Source organism: Streptomyces sp. NPDC026673 (assembly GCF_040638135.1).
Lineage (GTDB): Bacteria > Actinomycetota > Actinomycetes > Streptomycetales > Streptomycetaceae > Actinacidiphila.
Genome location: NZ_JBEZXR010000088.1, coordinates 16815 through 33827, shown reverse-complemented (window position 1 = coordinate 33827; position 17013 = coordinate 16815). Strand labels below are relative to the sequence as shown.

Sequence of the window (17013 nt, the reverse complement as noted above, 5' to 3'; positions counted from 1 at the left end):
GGCGGGCTGGCCGGTGGTGGCGGAGGGCACGGTCACGGATTGTCCGAGGGAGTCGGGGGTCACTGTGACCCCGTTGGCGCCCAGGTCGATGTTGTAGGCCCCACCACAGGGGCCGCCCGCCGGTGGTGGACCGCCGCGGAGCGCGCGGCGGGGCGTGGCTACTCTGGAGCCATGGACTACGTCTCCGCGCTCGTGCCCCCCGCCGTGATGGCGGTCGCCTTCACCCTCATCATCAGGACGCTGATCAGGAGCCAGGGCGGGGTCAACAAGGCCAAGGAGGACGCGGTGGTCGACGCCGCGCTGTCCGGCGCGCAGCCCCCGGCCCAGCGAGCGGGCGGCACCGGCTCCCGGGTGTGACCTCCGATAATTCCGGCATTCCGGGCATTGTGCCCGTAAGCAACTAGTATTCGGGTGTGCCCCGTCCATTGGGAGACCTCGAAGACGCCGTGATGACCCGGGTCTGGCGCTGGAACCGCCCGGTGACGGTGCGCGAGGTGCTGGAGGATCTCCGCCGGGAGCGCTCGATCGCGTACACGACGGTCATGACCGTAATGGACAACCTTCATCAGAAGGGCTGGCTCCGGCGGGAAGCCGAAGGGCGCGCCTATCGCTATGAGGCGGTTTCCACGCGGGCCGCTTACTCGGCGGCACTCATGCACGAGGCGTGGGCCGCGAGCGACAACCCCGCGGCGGCCCTTGTCGCCTTCTTCGGGAAGATGTCGGCGGAACAGCGAGAAGCCCTCCGTGACGCAATGCGGGTGGTGCAATCCGCCGATCCGGGTGACCCCGGGGAGACGGACGGATCGGACGGGCGATAGCGTCCGCACATGCCCGCCGCTTCAAATGGCGTCACCATCCGCCGGGCCCGTACGGCCGACGTGCCGGCCGTCCGGCGACTGCTCGACGCCTATGTCCGCGACCGTATCCTGCTGGACAAGCCGACTGTGACGCTTTACGAGGACATCCAGGAGTTCTGGGTGGCCGAACACGACCACGACGCCGAGGTCGTGGGCTGCGGCGCACTCCACGTGATGTGGGAGGACCTCGCCGAGGTGCGCACTCTCGCGGTCGATCCGGCGCACCACGGCAAGGGCGTCGGTCATCTCGTACTGGAGAAGCTGCTGCACACCGCGAGGTGGCTCGGAGTGCGGCGAATTTTCTGCCTCACCTTCGAAGTGGACTTCTTCTCGAAGCACGGCTTCGTGGAGATCGGCGAGACGCCGGTCGACGGCGATGTCTTCGGTGAGCTGCTGCGGTCAAAGGACGAGGGTGTGGCCGAGTTCCTCGACCTCGAACGAGTGAAACCGAACACCTTGGGCAACAGCCGGATGCTGTTGCATCTGTGAGGTCCCCTCGGCGTCCGTCGGGCACAACAGTATGTCCGATACGTTCCATCCGGAAGACCGCGGGGAGCGGCCCGGTCCGGGGCAGTTCGGGCAAGGGGTTTGAGTTTTCCGGGAAAAGGCGGTTTGCTTTTACCGGTTATCCGTATTCGATGAAAGGGAAGCCGGTGGCACAGAAGGTACAGGTCCTTCTTGTTGACGACCTCGACGGCGGCGAGGCGGATGAGACCGTGACGTTCGCACTCGACGGAGTGACGTACGAGATCGACCTCACCACCGACAACGCCGACAAGTTGCGCGGTCTGCTCGGCCCGTACGTGGACGGCGGCCGCCGCACCGGTGGCCGTGCCGGCCGCGGTCGTTCCACGAAGAGCGCCTCCCGTGGCGGCGTGGCAAGCCAGGACACCGCCAAGATCCGCGCGTGGGCCAAGGAAGAGGGCTACGAGGTCAACGACCGCGGCCGCGTCCCCGCGCAGATCCGGGAAGCGTACGAGAAGGCGCACGGCTGATCGGTCCGGGCGGCGCGCAGCCGGACCCGGTGGCAGGCGGTCGCGAGCGCGGACACCAGGGCCGTGAGGCCCACGGTTCCCGCGCGTCCGTCCGCCGCGGGGCCCGGGTGCGTGCCGACCGTCATCGCGGGCAGGGACAGCGGCGCGCCGACGTGGTGCCGACCGCCCGGAGCGGGCGGGCGGAGCCACGCCGGCGCGCCGTCGTCGTAGCCGGCCTCGCGCCCGCACAGGGGGATCAGGTCGAGCGGGATGCCGCTCCACTCAAGCCAGTCGAGCAGACCGGGCAGCTCCTCGGCGCTGCCGGGGGCGACGAAGAACCGCATCCGGTGCCCGGCCAGGGCGACCGGGCCGGTCCTGGGCGCCGGGAAGCGGCCGAGCACCTCGTGCCCCGCCTCCGCGGGGACGTCGAGCGCGTCGGCGTGTTCCAGGGCCATCGGGGCCCGTGCGGCCTGCATGCCCTGCGCAACGGTCCCGGGGGGTCCCGGGTTACGTGGCACGTCACCGGGAGTGCCCGGTCGGCCGGTGTCCATCACTCTCCGTGAATTCCCCGGACGCAAGCCTGTTCGCCTATAGCAGACAGTGGGCGTGCTTCCGGCATGGACTGTCCGTGCGGGCGGGTAAGAAATACCTAGTGGGAACGGACGACGGCCATGTCGGTCAGGCGGCACGTTCGCCCTCGGCGTACTGGATAAAGGGCTATCCGCCTGGCCTGCGGGAACATCGTCTCGCACCATCGGGTTGGAGCTGTTGTCGGCGGCGCGGGGGGTTGACGACCCCGCCAGGTGTCGACGGTTGAAGTGAGCTGCCCCGCTGTGCGGGACTAGCATGCGGAAGGACAGGGAGGGGACACGCCCCTAACTGCCCGACCGCTCTGAGGAGCGATTAACGATGTTCGAGAGGTTCACCGACCGCGCGCGGCGGGTTGTCGTCCTGGCTCAGGAAGAAGCCCGGATGCTCAACCACAACTACATCGGCACCGAGCACATCCTCCTGGGCCTTATCCACGAGGGTGAGGGTGTCGCCGCTAAGGCCCTGGAGAGCCTCGGGATTTCGCTCGAGGCGGTCCGCCAGCAGGTTGAGGAGATCATCGGCCAGGGCCAGCAGGCCCCGTCCGGGCACATCCCCTTCACCCCCCGGGCCAAGAAGGTCCTGGAGCTGTCGCTCCGCGAGGCCCTCCAGCTCGGCCACAACTACATCGGCACCGAGCACATCCTGCTCGGCCTGATCCGCGAGGGCGAGGGCGTCGCCGCCCAGGTCCTCGTGAAGCTGGGCGCCGATCTCAACCGGGTGCGGCAGCAGGTCATCCAGCTGCTCTCCGGCTACCAGGGCAAGGAGGCCGCCACCGCCGGCGGTCCGGCCGAGGGCACCCCCTCGACCTCGCTCGTCCTGGACCAGTTCGGCCGCAACCTCACGCAGGCCGCTCGTGAGACCAAGCTCGACCCCGTCATCGGGCGCGAGAAGGAGATCGAGCGCGTGATGCAGGTGCTGTCGCGCCGCACCAAGAACAACCCCGTCCTCATCGGCGAGCCCGGCGTCGGCAAGACCGCCGTCGTCGAGGGCCTGGCCCAGGCGATCGTCAAGGGCGAGGTCCCGGAGACGCTGAAGGACAAGCAGCTCTACACCCTGGACCTGGGCGCCCTGGTCGCCGGCTCCCGCTACCGCGGTGACTTCGAGGAGCGCCTGAAGAAGGTGCTCAAGGAGATCCGCACCCGCGGCGACATCATCCTGTTCATCGACGAGCTCCACACCCTCGTGGGTGCGGGTGCCGCCGAGGGCGCGATCGACGCCGCCTCGATCCTCAAGCCGATGCTCGCCCGCGGCGAGCTGCAGACCATCGGCGCCACCACGCTCGACGAGTACCGCAAGCACCTGGAGAAGGACGCGGCCCTGGAGCGCCGCTTCCAGCCGATCCAGGTCGCGGAGCCGTCGCTGCCGCACACCATCGAGATCCTCAAGGGTCTGCGGGACCGCTACGAGGCCCACCACCGGGTGTCCATCACGGACGCCGCCCTGGTGGCCGCGGCGACCCTCGCCGACCGCTACATCTCGGACCGCTTCCTGCCGGACAAGGCGATCGACCTGATCGACGAAGCCGGTTCCCGGATGCGCATCCGCCGGATGACCGCTCCGCCGGACCTGCGCGAGTTCGACGAGAAGATCGCCGACGTGCGCCGGGAGAAGGAGTCCGCGATCGACTCGCAGGACTTCGAGAAGGCCGCCTCCCTCCGCGACAAGGAGAAGCAGCTCCTCTCCGCGAAGACCAAGCGGGAGAAGGAGTGGAAGGCCGGCGACATGGACGTCGTCGCCGAGGTCGACGAGGAGCTGATCGCCGAGGTCCTGGCCACGGCCACGGGCATCCCGGTCTTCAAGCTCACCGAGGAGGAGTCCTCGCGTCTGCTGCGCATGGAGGACGAGCTGCACAAGCGCGTCATCGGCCAGAAGGACGCGATCAAGGCCCTCTCGCAGGCCATCCGCCGTACGCGGGCCGGTCTGAAGGACCCCAAGCGCCCCGGTGGCTCGTTCATCTTCGCCGGCCCGTCCGGCGTCGGTAAGACCGAGCTCTCCAAGACGCTCGCCGAGTTCCTCTTCGGCGACGAGGACGCGCTGATCCAGCTCGACATGTCCGAGTTCAGCGAGAAGCACACCGTCTCGCGGCTCTTCGGCTCCCCGCCCGGATACGTCGGCTACGAGGAGGGCGGCCAGCTCACCGAGAAGGTGCGCCGCAAGCCGTTCTCGGTCGTCCTCTTCGACGAGGTCGAGAAGGCCCACCCGGACATCTTCAACAGCCTGCTGCAGATCCTGGAGGACGGTCGGCTGACCGACTCCCAGGGCCGGGTCGTGGACTTCAAGAACACGGTCATCATCATGACCACCAACCTCGGCACCCGGGACATCTCCAAGGGCTTCAACCTCGGCTTCGCGGCCGCGGGCGACGTCAAGACCGGGTACGAGCGGATGAAGGCCAAGGTCGGCGAGGAGCTCAAGCAGCACTTCCGTCCGGAGTTCCTGAACCGTGTCGACGACATCGTGGTCTTCCACCAGCTCAGCGAAGAAGACATCATCCAGATCGTCGACCTCATGATCGCCCGGGTGGACGAGCGCCTCAGGGACAAGGACATGGGCATCGAGCTCAGCCCCGAGGCCAAGAAGCTGCTCGCCAAGAAGGGGTACGACCCGGTCCTGGGCGCCCGGCCGCTGCGCCGGACGATCCAGCGCGAGATCGAGGACGTGCTCTCCGAGAAGATCCTCTTCGGCGAGCTGCGCACCGGCCACATCGTGGTCGTGGGCACCGAGGGCGAGGGTGACGAAATCAAGTTCACCTTCCGCGGCGAGGAGAAGGTCGCCGTCGCCGACGCGCCTCCGGTCGAGGCGGCCGGCGGGCCGAACCTCAGCAAGGACGCGTAACCGCAAGTAATCCGACAACGAGCGACCCCGTCCGCACATTGGTGCGGACGGGGTCGCTCGCGTTTTGTGTTCCCCATGAACTCACCCTTGTTCCGCCGGTTGCATTTGTGGAAAGGTGAGCGATGTTCAGCACGGACCCTTCCTTCTCCGTGCCCCGGCCGGCGCCGTGCCGTCATTCCATCAGGCATTCGAAAAGATCAGCCGAGAGTGAGGAGAGGCCCCTTGCCCCCTCACCAGCGCCCCGGCCTCACCTCCCCCCACGTAGCTGCGTCCCACGCCGGCGGATTGGTTCGTACTTTTCCCGGCGGGGCGAACGCGGAAGGAAACTCTCGTTGAAGGAATCCCCACATCCGAATTCCACGGACCCCGGCCGGCTGTTCGGCGTACCGGACGAGACGCTGTCCGGAGAGATCGGAAAGTCCCTGGGAAAGGACGGCGCGCACCAGCCGTTCGAAGAGTTGCTGGCCCGCCATTGGCGGCCGGTCTCCGAGTACGCGGAGTTGTGCACCGTCTCCGGGCACTCCGCCGGGATACTCGCGGCGGCCGCGTTCACCCGGGTCTTCGTCGAATCCCTGCGACTGACCGGGCCCACGGCCGCCTGGCGTCCCGAACTGCTGATCACCGTCCACAAGATCGCGGAGGAGTGGGCCGTCGACCGCCGGCGCGCCTGGCTCCACCGGCGGTTGCGCCCCCGTCCCGACCAGACCGACACCCGGCTCGCGATACCGGAGAACCGCCGCCTGGCCGCCCGGGCCTTCCTCCGGCTGCCCGAGCCCGCCCGCTGCCTGCTCTGGCACGCCGAGGTGGACGCGGAGCCGCTGGACGTTCCGGCCGGACTGCTCGGCCTCGACCCGGAGAAGGCGGCCGCGCAACTGGAGCTCGCCCGCACACGCTTCCGCGAGGCCTGTGTGCAGGCGCACCGCGATCTCGCGCCGTACGAGGCCTGCCTGCAGTTCAGCCGGCTGCTGGACATCTCCATCCACCGCGGGGGCGCCGGCCTCGTACCCGACCTGCAGCGCCACATCGCCCGGTGCGACCACTGCCGTTACGCGGCCGAGCAGCTCGACCACTCCGGGGACCGGCTGGGCGTCCTGATCGCCGAGGCGGTCCTGGTCTGGGAGGCGCGGGGGTACCTCGACTCCCGCCCCACCCGCCGGGCGGCGCGTGACAACGATGCCGGGAGCGGCGGCGGCGGTTCCCCGGGGCCGCGCCATGGCGGTCGCAGGCGCCGGGCCGCAGGCGGTGGCCGCCGGCGGTTCGCCGCGACCCTGCTGGGTCTCGGCGGCTGCGCCCTGGTGATCGCGCTGGCCGTCGGAGTGATCGCCGGGGACGGCGGCACCGACGACCGCGCCTCCGGAACGGCCTCCACCGGGGCTTCGGCGTCCCCCACCGCCACGGCCTCGGTCACCACCTCGGACACCGCCCCGGGCTCGAGCACGGTCACCGCCGAGCCCGTTCCCAGCGGCGGGCTCCGCGGCCGCCTCCGCAACAACGACAACGACCTGTGCGTCGACCTGTCCGGACGCCGGACCGTCCTCGGCACCGACGCCGCCACCGCGGCCTGCGACTCCGGCGCCACGCAGTTCTGGTCCTACGAGCCGGACGGCCTCATGCGGAGCGTCGCCCAGCCCTCGTACTGCCTCAACTCCCACCGCGGCGCCGCGCTGGAGCTGAGCCTGTGCACGGCGTCCTTCGTCACCGGGGCCGAGGACGTGCGCTACGACCTCACCCTGACCGGCGACCTCATCCCCCGCTGGAACCAGCAGCTCGCGGTCGCCCCCGAGGGCCGCGAACGGGGAGCGAAGATCGTTCTCAAACCCCGCGACGGGCGGCCCGTACAGCGCTGGACCTTCGACACCTCCGTCGCCCCGCCCCGCTTCCAGTCGGTGGCGTACACCGCCGCGGCCTCGAAGCTGCTCTCCGGGTCCACACGACTGGCGGCCCTGCCCTCGGCGAGTCCGACCTCCTCGGCCACGGGTTCCCCGGCGCCGAGCGAGACGCCCTGCGACCGGTACTGCGGCGGCTACGGCAACGGCGGCGGAGGCTGGGGCGGCTGGGACTGGGGCGGCGGCTACCGCCCCTGACGCGGCTCCGGAACCAGTGTCACGCCCGGGGGCAGCCGGTCGGCCCCGACGAGCCGGCCGACCGGCAGCGCGACGCGCACCGTCAGCGGCCCCGGGTGGGCGGCGAGCGGCGACAGGTCCAGCCGGCCGCCGTCGGGCGGGGCGGCCAGCACCAGCTCCCTCAACCCGGGGAGCGCGCCGATCGACCGCCAGTCGGCCGGCAGGCCCGGGCCCAGGAGCGCGAGCGCGCGCAGCCCGTCCTGGCCGGCCAGGAAGCGCAGATCGGGCAGTGCGCAGTCCTTCACCCTGACCTCGGTGAGGGCGAGGCCGGCGGCATAGCCGGCCAGTTCGTCCGCGGGCAGGTCGCCCCGCAGGTCGAGGCGGGTGGGCCGCAGGTCCAGCCGGCGCAGCTCACGGAGCTGGTCGGCGGAGCGGACGGTGAAGTCCAGGCCGTCCGGATCGAGGCGGGCGATGACCTCCCGGGCGTACGGGGCGCAGTCGAAGCGGTGCCAGGACCACATCAGCTGGGCGCGGACCCGCAGGGACCGGTGTCCGGCGAAACGGCCCAGATAGCGCAGGGCCCGGTCCGAGGGCAGGTGGCAGGCCGTGACGACGACATGCAGGGCGTCCTCGTCGGAGAGCCCGTCGGGGTCCGGGAGGAGGTCCAGGACGAGGGGTCCGGCCTCGGCCAGCGCGCGGGCCTCCGCCGCGTCGGCGGGCGGTACGAGCGCGGCGGCGCGCCGCTCCACCGCCTCGCGCACGGCCGGGTCGAGGGCGTCGGCGTGCTCCAGGCAGGCGGCGGCGAGCAGGTGGAGCCGCGCCCGGCCGCGCCGGTCCGGCGTGCGGTCACCGCGGTCGAGGAGGTCCTCGAGGATCGCGGTCCGCTCGCGCGGCCGGGCGAGTGCGACCGCCATCCGCAGGACGTCCTCCCACCGGTCGTCGGTGGCGTGGCCGGTGAGCATGCCGACGTCGCCCTCCTCGACGGCGGCGCGGGCGCCCAGATAGTCCTGGAAGGTGCGGTGGACGAAGTCGACCGCGCCGGGTGCGGGCCGGCGCAGTACGCCGCCGCGGTCGAGGAGATGCGTGAGGACGGCGGCGGCGTCGCCGAGTGAGGCGGCCTCGGGGACGGCGGGCAGCGCCCGCGCGACGACGGCCTCGGCCCGGTCGAGGTCCATCTCGGTGCGGCCGTTGCGCATCAGCCAGTGCGCCAGCCGCTGCAGCAGCTCGATCTGCGTCTCCTCGCGCAGCGGTACGGCCGCCGTGTCCCGTTCGTGGTCCCGGCGCACCAGCAGCATCGACAGCGCGGCGGCGTACAGGTCCTTCCTGCCTCGCGGGAGGTAGCCGCGGCGGTCGTGGTGCAGGGCGCAGATCAGCCCGCACATCAGGGGATTGGTGGCGAGGCGGCCGAGGCCGGGCTCGGCCCGCACCGCGGCGAGCAGCGGCTCGGCGTACGCGGCGGCCGCCGGGCCGGCCGCCGCGTGCCAGCGCCGGACGAAGACCGCGACGTCGGCGGGGCCCATGGGGTTCAGGGCGAGCTCGGTGAAGCCGTCCTCGGCGAGCCAGTCCTCGCGTACCGCCGCGGGGCGCGAGGTGACCAGCCAGCGGTTGCCGGGATGGGCGTCGAGCAGGTCGCGCAGCCAGGCCCGGGTGCGGCGGCGCTCGGTGTCGGGGATCTCGTCGACGCCGTCGACCAGCAGCAGGCCGCGTCCCGCCGCAAGGACCCGGGCCTCCCAGCCGGCCGGCTGGGAGCCGGCGAGCGGGCAGCCGGCGGCGGAGAGGAAGTCGCGGGGCGCGGGCAGCCGCTCGCCGTGGCGGGTGAGGCCGCGCAGCGGGAGGACGAAGGGGATCCGGTCGTCGAGGTACGCCATGCCCTCGTCCGGCTCCTGACGCGCGCACGCGACCGCGAGCCACTGGACGAGCGTGGTCTTCCCCGATCCCGCCTCGCCGCGCAGCAGGACGCGCTCGGGCCCGGCGAGCGCCCGGTCGGCGGCGCGGGGCCCGGCGGTCTCCCGCGGACCACCGTCCACGGGCCCGGCGGACGGCGCGGCCTCCAGGCTGAGGTAGGCCGTGTCCAGCGGCCACCGGTCCGGGGCGTCCGCGAGATCGAGGCCGTGGATGGTGAGCCGCCCGTACTTCTTCTCCACGTACGCCAGATAGCGCCGCTCGAAGGCCGGGTCCTCGCCGCCCGGCAGCGGGCTGCGGGCGATGAGCTCGTCGACGCGGGCGGTCAGCTCACCCAGCGCCCGGCTCTGGTCGACCAGGGTCGCGGCGACGAAGGTCGAGCGCCGGGTGAAGAAGTGCAGGATGTGCAGGCAGGCCGTGTCGAGCAGCCGTTCGTGGAAGTGGGCGCCGTCGGCGCTGAGTTCCCGTTCGGGAGAGCCGGCCGCACGGCGCAGGGCGCGGGCGAACTCGGTGTGGCCGAGGGCGACGGCCTGCAGGTCGGTGAGGTCGAGGTCGCCGAGGGCCTGCAGGGAGGCCGCGAGGGCGTCCGCGACGGCGGTCTCCTCGTCGGCGCCGACGGGGCGCTCCCCGGTGCGCAGGGCCTGCCGTACGAGCCTGGCGGCCAGGACGCGCAGGTCCGCTTCCGTGAGGGTGCGCTTCTCGCCCCTGAAGGAGACGCGGCCGGAGATGCGGACCGGGTGGTCCACGAGGCCGGCGCCCGGGCCCTCGGCCACGAAGAGCCTCTTGATCAGCGGCCCGGCGACGGCCGAGGCCAGCCGGACTCCGACGGCCGAAGGATCCACGTTCCCGTTCCCCCCGTAGTGCGGACGCGCGGCTTTCCTTTTCTTTGCGCCGCGTGTGCCCTTCGATTTCCTTTTCCATGTGACCCGGGCCACGGGACCTAGGTCCCGAGGGGCAATTCCCTTTGGTCCCGGGGCCGGTGACGTGACCCACGTGACCTGTGACACGTACGAATCACCTTAGTGGGCCGGGCCCGTGCGGCAGGCGAGGAAGCGGGGTGCCGGAGCTTTCCGCGACGAATCACGGTAGTAGATGGGGGGGTTTGTCCGGGCGTGGAATGTCGGGTTACCAAGGGATCGCGGCGAACACGTCGCAATGTTCTTGCCCGGCTATTTCCGCGAGGTAATTCCGAATGCGTATGCCCAAGATCTCGAACTCCGTCTTCCTTGGCCGTCGTACCGTCGTGACCGCGGGCGTCTGCGCCTCGCTGGCACTGGGCGCGGCGGGGACCGCCATGGCGGAGACGCAGGGTGCGAGTCTGCTGGGCCTCAGTGCGGCCGGGAAGCTGGCGGACGTCACCCGTGCGCAGGCCGATGTGCAGCAGCGCGCCGCCGCGACGGTGAAGACCGACCGCCACGCGCGCGCCGATCATCAGAGCCACGTCGGGCGGTCCCAGAAGAGCGCCCCGCAGCAGCAGAACCGCGGCAACAGCGGCTGGATGGCGCCGGTGCAGAAGTACGTGCTGTCCGCCGGCTACGCCCAGAACGGCGCCCGCTGGGCCCACAAGCACTCCGGTCAGGACTTCGCCGTGGCCATCGGCACGAAGGTGCACGCCGTGCACGCCGGCACCGTGGTCGAGGCGGGCTGGGGCGGCGCCTACGGCAACAACATCGTGATCCGCCACTCCAACGGCATGTACTCGCAGTACGCCCACCTGTCGAAGATGCAGGTGCGCGTCGGTCAGCACGTCGGCGAGGGCCAGCAGATCGCGCTCTCCGGCAACACCGGCAACAGCACCGGTCCCCACCTGCACTTCGAGATCCGCAAGACCCCCTACTACGGCTCGTCCGTGAACCCGCTGCCCTACCTCCGGGCTCACGGCGTCTCGGTCTGACCCCGGTAGGTCTGGGCGATCAACTCCTGGGCGACCTCGAGGACGGCGGCACGCTTGTCCTCGGGGTCGCCCTCGAGGTTCTGCATGGCGAACATTCCCGCGTGCATCGCGAAGACCGCGGTGATGGAGCGGACCTGGTCGGTCAGCGGCGCGTCGGGGTCCCTCAGCAGGGAGTGCACGGCGAGCAGTTTGGACTTGAAGGTCTCGCCGATGCTGAGGTCGCGGACGGTCGCCTGGTTCTCCTGGAGGAAGCGGAAGAGTGGGCCGGCACTCCACAGCGCGTCGGCGTAGCGCCGTAGCACCTCGCGCTTGGTCTCCAGGGTGCGCGGCTGCTGCTCGGCCCAGGCGATCAGCTCGTCGACCGGTGAGGCCAGGTCCTCGACGATGCTCTTGAGGATGTCCTCTTTGGTCTTGAAGTGGTAGTACAACGCGGCTTTGGTCACGTCGAGGTGCTCGGCGATCTCGCGCAGGGACGTCTTCTCGTATCCCTGCTCGGCGAAGAGCGACAGCGCGACGTCCTGGATCCGGCGGCGCGTGTCACCTCTGCGTACGTGGGGCGTTGCCATGGGCGAACTTTAACTTACTTGACGCCCGGCTAGTAAGCCGCATACTGTCAGGATGCCCTGGGCAACTAGCCGGGCGGCAAGTAAGCAAACTGAGTGCACGTAAGAAACAAGTAGGGGAGCTTGTGATGGCGGATACCGCCGAGACCCCACAGCGCAGTGTGCGCGTGGTGTTGTTCGGGCTCATGATCGCGATGCTGCTCGCGATGCTGGACAACATGATCATCGGCACCGCGATGCCCACCATCGTGGGTGAGCTGGGCGGCCTGGAGCACCTGTCCTGGGTGGTCACCGCGTACACGCTCGCCACCGCCGCGTCGACGCCGGTCTGGGGCAAGCTCGGCGACCTGTACGGTCGCAAGGGCATCTTCATGTCGTCGATCGTGATCTTCCTGATCGGATCGGCGCTGTCCGGCATGGCGCAGGACATGGGCCAGCTGATCGCCTTCCGCGCCGTGCAGGGCCTGGGCGCCGGCGGTCTGATCGTCGGTGTCATGGCGATCATCGGTGACCTGATCCCGCCGCGGGAGCGCGGCAAGTACCAGGGCATGATGGCCGGTGTCATGGCGGTCGCCATGATCGGCGGCCCGCTCGTCGGCGGTTACATCACCGACAACTGGGGCTGGCGCTGGAGCTTCTACATCAACCTCCCGCTCGGCGTGGTCGCCCTCTTCATGATCTCGGCGGTGCTGCACCTGCCGAAGAAGCAGATCAAGACGAGCATCGACTACCTCGGCACGGTGCTGCTCACCGTTGGCATCACCTCGCTGGTCCTGCTGACCACCTGGGGCGGCAACCAGTACGCATGGGGCTCGCCCCAGATCCTGGGCCTGCTGGTGCTCGGCCTGGCCGCCCTGGCCGGCTTCCTCTACGTGGAGACCCGCGTCGCGGAGCCCGTCATCCCGCTGCACATCTTCCACAGCCGCAACTTCTCGCTGATCTCGGTGATCGGCTTCCTGGTCGGCTTCGTGATGTTCGGCGCGATGACCTTCCTGCCGCTGTTCCAGCAGATCGTCCAGGGCGCCACCGCGACCAACTCCGGTCTCCTGCTGCTGCCGCTGCTGCTGTCGATGATGGTCGTCTCGCTCATAGCCGGCCGGGTCACCACCCAGACCGGCAAGTACAAGATCTTCCCGATCGTCGGCGGCGGCCTGATGACCGTCGGCCTCTATCTGCTGTCCACGATGGACACCGGCACCAGCCAGTTCGTCTCCGGCGTGTGGATGGCCGTGCTCGGCGCGGGCATGGGCTTCCTGATGCAGATCACCATGCTCATCGCGCAGAACAGCGTCGAGATGAAGGACATGGGCGTCGGCTCCTCGTCCTCCACCCTCTTCCGGACGATCGGCGGCTCCTTCGGCGTCGCCCTCTTCGGCGCGATCTTCACCCACCAGGTGCAGAACACCATGACGGACCGCCTCGGCTCCGCCGCCGCGGGGGCGACGTCGGGCTCCGCGCAGCTGGACCCGTCGGGCCTGGCCAAGCTGCCGCCGGCCGTCAAGGACGCCTACCTCCACGCCGTCGCCGGCGGCACGCACCACGTCTTCCTGTGGGGCGCGGCGGTCAGCGTCGTCGGCTTCCTGCTGGCCTTCTTCGTGAAGGAGATCCCGCTGCGCTCGGCGCCCGCCGTGCCCTCCACGGAAGAGGCGGTCGCCGCGGTCGAGGCGGTCTGAGCCGCCCGGCCCGCACAGCCGTCGCCGATGCTCGCACGGGGTCGTCGTCCGACCCCGTGCGAGCATCGGCGTATGGCGGAGGACCTGCGGCTCGCGCACCGGCTGCGGCGGGCCGAGGAGGCGATGGACCGCGACCGGGCCCGGCCGGCGGACCTGGACGCGGTGGCCGCGCACGCCGGTTGCTCCCGCCACCACTTCGTGCGCTCCTTCGGGGCGGTCCACGGGGAGACACCCACACCCGGCCGGTATCCGAGCCGCCGGCGCACGGAGCACGCGAAGGCCCAGGGCTGACCGGCCCGGCCGCGCAGTCGATCCCGGCCGCGTCCCGCCCCGCAGCCCCGCAGCCGTGTTCCCACCCCCGCCCCGGCCCCGGCCCCGGCCCTGGCTCCGGCCGCACCCGCGTCCCGCGGCTATTCGCGCGGCAGGAGCAGCCGCGCGACCGCGCCGCCGCCCTGTTCCTCGGGCACGTTGCGGAAGGTGAGGCGGGCGTTCAGGACGCGGGTCTGGCCGGTGGCGATGGTCAGCCCCAGGCCGTGGCCGCTGCCGGCCCGGTCGCTGCTGCCCGTGCGGAAGCGGCTCGGCCCCTCGCGGAGCAGATCCTCGGGGAAGCCCGGGCCGTGGTCGCGGACCTCCACGTAGGGGCCGTCCACGGTCACCTCGATCGGCGGCCGGCCGTGCCGCGCGGCGTTCGCCAGCAGGTTGCCCAGGACCCGCTCCAGACGGCGCGGGTCGGTGCGCACGACGGCGTCACCGCGGACGGTGACCGTCGCGGCGGGCACCGCCGCCGCCACCCGGCGCCGTACGAAGTCGCCCAGCGCCACCTCCTGGAGATCGGCCTGCTCGGCGGCGCCGTCCAGCCGGGCGACCTCCAGGACGTCCTCGACCAGCGTGCGCAGCGCCTGGGAGCGGTCCCTGACCAGCTCCGAGGGGCGCCCCGGCGGCAGCAGCTCGGCCGCGGTGACCAGACCCGTCACCGGGGTGCGCAGCTCATGGGCGATGTCCGCGGTGACCCGGCGCTCCGCCTCCAGCCGCCCGGCCAGGGCGTCGGCCATGGCGTCCACGGCCCGGGCCAGCTCGTCCGTCTCGTCGCGGACGCGGCCGCCGATCGCGTCGCGCACGCGTACGCGGGTCTCCCCGTCGGCGACCCGGCCCGCCGCCTCGGCCGCCTTGCGCAGCCGCCGGGACAGCTGCCCGCCGATGAGCACCCCCAGGGCCGTGCCGCCCACGACGACCGCGGACGAGCCGATGACCAGCGCCTGGTCCAGGTCCACCAGGACCGAGAAGCGGTCGGTGAACGTCGTCTTCAGCGACAGGATCTTGCCGTCCGCCAGCGGGGTCGCCGCCCACACCACGGGCGCGCCGCCGTTGCCGGAGACATAGGTGGCCCGCTTGCCCTCGCGGGCCAGCCGCTTCAGCGGCGCGGGCAGGTCGGGGTCGTCCAGCCGGGCGTCTATGGCGAGCCGGCCGGTGGACTCGTAGATCCGCTGGGCGAACTGCACCCGCTCGTTCTGCACCCCCCGGGAGTCGTCGATCATGCTGGCCCGGGCCGCGTTGTGCACCACCAGGCTCAGCACGAGGGCCACCAGCGCCGACACCACCGCGATCGCCACGCAGACCTTCCAGCGCAGCCCGATCTTCGGCATCGGCCGGCTCTTCCCCGCCGCGGGGCCCCCGGGACGTGCGGTCACGCGTCAGCCCCTCAGCTTGTAGCCGAAGCCGCGCACCGTCTCGATGCGCTCCTGCCCGATCTTCGCCCGCAGTCGCTGCACATGGACGTCCACCACCCGGGTGTCGCCGCCCCAGTCGTAGTCCCAGACCCGCTCCAGCAGCCGGTCCCTGGACAGCACCGTGCCCGGCGCCGCCGAGAACTCCAGCAGCAGCCGCATCTCCGTGGGCGTCAGCGCGATCCGCTCACCGCCGCGCCGCACCTCCATGCCCTCCGGGTCGACCTCCACGTCCCCGAAGGTCAGCACCCCGGTCCCGGCCGGCGGCTCGTCCGCCGCCGCCACCCGGAATCGCCGCAGCACCGCCCGCATCCGGGCGGTCAGCACGGCCCCGTCGAAGGGCTTGGTGACGTAGTCGTCGGCGCCCGCCTCCAGGCCCAGCACCACGTCGATCGCGTCCGCCCGCGCCGAGAGCATGATCACCGGAACCGTCGACTCGTCCCTGATACGCCGGCACAGGCTCACCCCGTCCAGGCCCGGCACCATCACGTCCAGCAGCGCCAGGTCGGGCTTCCGGGCCCGGAACGCCTCCAGCCCGGCCACGCCGTCCGCCACGGCCGTCACGAGGAAGCCGTCGCGCTCCAGCGCGAGCGTGGTGGCCTCGCGGATGACGTCGTCGTCCTCGACGAAGAGCACGTGCGTGTCAGCCATGCGCACCGCCCCCGGCGTCGTCCGACTTCCCGTAGTCGCGGTGGGAGAACGAGACCTCCTCGAAGCGGGTGCCGTTCCACCGGTAGGTGGTCACGTCCTCACCGGAGGGATTGGAGACCGCGTCCTGGGGCTCGTACACCTGATGCGTCACCTTCAGGGTGCCGTCGCTGATCTCGGCGAAGACCGGCGGCTGCTCGTCGGCGAAGACGTTGACGTACCCGCCGTCCACCCGGCGGTAGACATAGCTTCCGATGCCCACGCTGTCCGCGCAGGTCGAGACGTTGACCACCAGGTCCGTGCCGTCCTTCCCGGTCAGCGGGCCGGAGCGGCGGTCCACCGGGTAGGGCTCCGCGGCGGCCTGCGGGTGGACCCCGGCGCTCGCCGACGGCACGGCGCAGGCCACCAGGCTGTCCCGGATGTCCGGGGCCACCTTCGGGTCGCCCTTCACCAGGCGCATCACGTCCGCGGGGTCCACGGCGGCCTTCTCCCGCGGGGCCGCGGACGGCCCGGCGTCCATGGGGTGGGTGCCCGATGCCGGGGGCGACACCGAGGGCGACGGCGGGGCGGGGGAGGAGATCGCGGCGGTGCCCTCCTCGCGCACACCGCCGGAGTCGCGGCAGCTGGTCACGGCGACGAGTGCCCCGCACACCGCGACAGCGGCGGCAGCGGCACCGACCGGGACTACGCTGCGGCGCACACGCCCTCCGTCCTGCCCGTCGCGGGCTCCGCGGGCCTTCCGTATCCGTTGCTCTGCCGCTGGAGCTCGGCACGCAGTCGCGCCAGCGCCCGGTGCAGGGTGCTCTTCACGGTACCCACCGACATGCCCAGCGCGTGCGCCGTCTCCTCCGTGCTGAGCTGCCGGTAGTGGCGCAGCAGCACCACCTGGCGCTGCTTGGGGGCCAGCATGCCGAGCGCCTCCAGCAGCATCGCCCGGTCGGCCCGCTGCTCGGCGCCGTCGTCCACGGAACGCTCCGGCAGCTCGGGGGTCGGCACCTCCTCCAGCCGCCGGGCCCGCCACCACTCGGTACGGGTGTTGATCATCACCCGGCGCATATAGGCGTCGGCGAGACTCTTGTCGGCGATGTCGCCCCAGCGCGGGTAGGTCCGGGCCAGCGCGGTCTGCACCAGGTCCTGGGCGTCGATCGGGTCCGGGACCAGTCGGCGCGCGCTGCGCAGCAGGGCCTCCTGACGGCTCCGCACGTACTCCTCGAAGTCCATCACCTGGGCTGTTCCCTGGGCGTTCGCCGCCATGGGGTCCCTCCGTCCCGCGCGCTTGATTACGACGC

Annotated in this window: 16 protein-coding genes; 9 read left to right on the top strand and 7 right to left on the bottom strand. The window is 71.5% G+C overall.

Annotated elements, in window-relative coordinates:
- The first annotated feature begins 171 nt into the window (after positions 1–171).
- From AB0F62_RS36785 to AB0F62_RS36770, 4 genes are all read left to right on the top strand, one after another.
- The gene (locus AB0F62_RS36785; protein WP_361809779.1) at positions 172–357 is read left to right on the top strand and encodes a hypothetical protein; all 186 of its coding nucleotides are present in this window, start codon (positions 172–174) and stop codon (positions 355–357) included.
- A gap of 56 nt (positions 358–413) precedes the next feature.
- Positions 414–818 (top strand): BlaI/MecI/CopY family transcriptional regulator, encoded by a 405-nt coding sequence (locus AB0F62_RS36780; RefSeq protein WP_361809777.1) that lies wholly within the window; start codon positions 414–416, stop codon positions 816–818.
- Positions 819–827: 9 nt separating this feature from the next.
- Positions 828–1346 (top strand): amino-acid N-acetyltransferase, encoded by a 519-nt coding sequence (locus tag AB0F62_RS36775; protein WP_361809775.1) that lies wholly within the window; start codon positions 828–830, stop codon positions 1344–1346.
- Positions 1347–1510: 164 nt separating this feature from the next.
- A complete protein-coding gene (locus AB0F62_RS36770; protein WP_361809773.1) occupies positions 1511–1852 on the top strand; it encodes an Lsr2 family protein in 342 nt (113 codons plus the stop codon).
- Here AB0F62_RS36770 and AB0F62_RS36765 read toward each other — a convergent pair.
- Entirely contained in the window at positions 1783–2307 is a 525-nt protein-coding gene (locus tag AB0F62_RS36765) for a hypothetical protein (RefSeq protein ID WP_361809771.1), read from the bottom strand. The genes AB0F62_RS36770 and AB0F62_RS36765 overlap by 70 nt on opposite strands.
- 433 nt (positions 2308–2740) lie before the next feature.
- Here AB0F62_RS36765 and AB0F62_RS36760 point away from each other — a divergent pair, with 433 nt between their 5' ends.
- Together AB0F62_RS36760 and AB0F62_RS36755 are read left to right on the top strand one after the other, a co-directional pair.
- A complete protein-coding gene (locus tag AB0F62_RS36760) occupies positions 2741–5257 on the top strand; it encodes an ATP-dependent Clp protease ATP-binding subunit (RefSeq protein WP_361809769.1) in 2517 nt (838 codons plus the stop codon).
- A gap of 332 nt (positions 5258–5589) precedes the next feature.
- A complete protein-coding gene (locus AB0F62_RS36755) occupies positions 5590–7341 on the top strand; it encodes an RICIN domain-containing protein (protein ID WP_361809767.1) in 1752 nt (583 codons plus the stop codon).
- On the opposite strand, the gene AB0F62_RS36750 is transcribed toward AB0F62_RS36755, so the two are convergent.
- The gene (locus AB0F62_RS36750; protein ID WP_361809765.1) at positions 7329–10064 is read right to left on the bottom strand and encodes an NACHT domain-containing protein; all 2736 of its coding nucleotides are present in this window, start codon (positions 10062–10064) and stop codon (positions 7329–7331) included. The two genes, AB0F62_RS36755 and AB0F62_RS36750, sit on opposite strands and share 13 nt — an antisense overlap.
- Before the next feature lie 350 nt (positions 10065–10414).
- Between AB0F62_RS36750 and AB0F62_RS36745 the strand changes: the two genes are divergently transcribed.
- Positions 10415–11116, top strand: a complete 702-nt coding sequence (locus AB0F62_RS36745; protein WP_361809763.1) for a M23 family metallopeptidase — start codon at positions 10415–10417, stop codon at positions 11114–11116.
- Here the strand turns inward: AB0F62_RS36745 and AB0F62_RS36740 are convergent.
- The gene (locus AB0F62_RS36740; protein ID WP_361809761.1) at positions 11098–11682 is read right to left on the bottom strand and encodes a TetR/AcrR family transcriptional regulator; all 585 of its coding nucleotides are present in this window, start codon (positions 11680–11682) and stop codon (positions 11098–11100) included. The two genes, AB0F62_RS36745 and AB0F62_RS36740, sit on opposite strands and share 19 nt — an antisense overlap.
- Positions 11683–11807: 125 nt before the next feature.
- On the opposite strand from AB0F62_RS36740, the gene AB0F62_RS36735 reads away from it, so the two are divergent.
- Together AB0F62_RS36735 and AB0F62_RS36730 are read left to right on the top strand one after the other, a co-directional pair.
- Complete coding sequence (locus tag AB0F62_RS36735) at positions 11808–13352, top strand: MDR family MFS transporter (RefSeq protein ID WP_361809759.1); 1545 nt, start codon at positions 11808–11810, stop codon at positions 13350–13352.
- Positions 13353–13424: 72 nt separating this feature from the next.
- Positions 13425–13643, top strand: a complete 219-nt coding sequence (locus AB0F62_RS36730; protein WP_361809756.1) for a helix-turn-helix transcriptional regulator — start codon at positions 13425–13427, stop codon at positions 13641–13643.
- Between the two features lie 119 nt (positions 13644–13762).
- Here the strand turns inward: AB0F62_RS36730 and AB0F62_RS36725 are convergent, their stop codons facing one another.
- Genes AB0F62_RS36725 through AB0F62_RS36710 form a run of 4 tightly spaced genes read right to left on the bottom strand, consistent with a single transcriptional unit; the run spans position 13763 to position 16978 of the window.
- Complete coding sequence (locus tag AB0F62_RS36725; protein WP_361809754.1) at positions 13763–14995, bottom strand: HAMP domain-containing sensor histidine kinase; 1233 nt, start codon at positions 14993–14995, stop codon at positions 13763–13765.
- 48 nt (positions 14996–15043) lie between these two features.
- On the bottom strand, positions 15044–15727 hold the full coding sequence (gene cseB, locus AB0F62_RS36720) for a two-component system response regulator CseB (RefSeq protein WP_361809752.1): 684 nt from the start codon (positions 15725–15727) through the stop codon (positions 15044–15046).
- A complete protein-coding gene (locus tag AB0F62_RS36715; RefSeq protein ID WP_361809750.1) occupies positions 15720–16424 on the bottom strand; it encodes a hypothetical protein in 705 nt (234 codons plus the stop codon). Before AB0F62_RS36715 ends, cseB begins: the two co-directional genes overlap by 8 nt.
- Positions 16409–16978, bottom strand: coding sequence for a SigE family RNA polymerase sigma factor (locus AB0F62_RS36710; protein ID WP_361809748.1), 570 nt, complete (start codon positions 16976–16978; stop codon positions 16409–16411). The genes AB0F62_RS36715 and AB0F62_RS36710 overlap by 16 nt, the downstream gene beginning before the upstream one ends.
- Positions 16979–17013 lie beyond the last annotated feature (35 nt).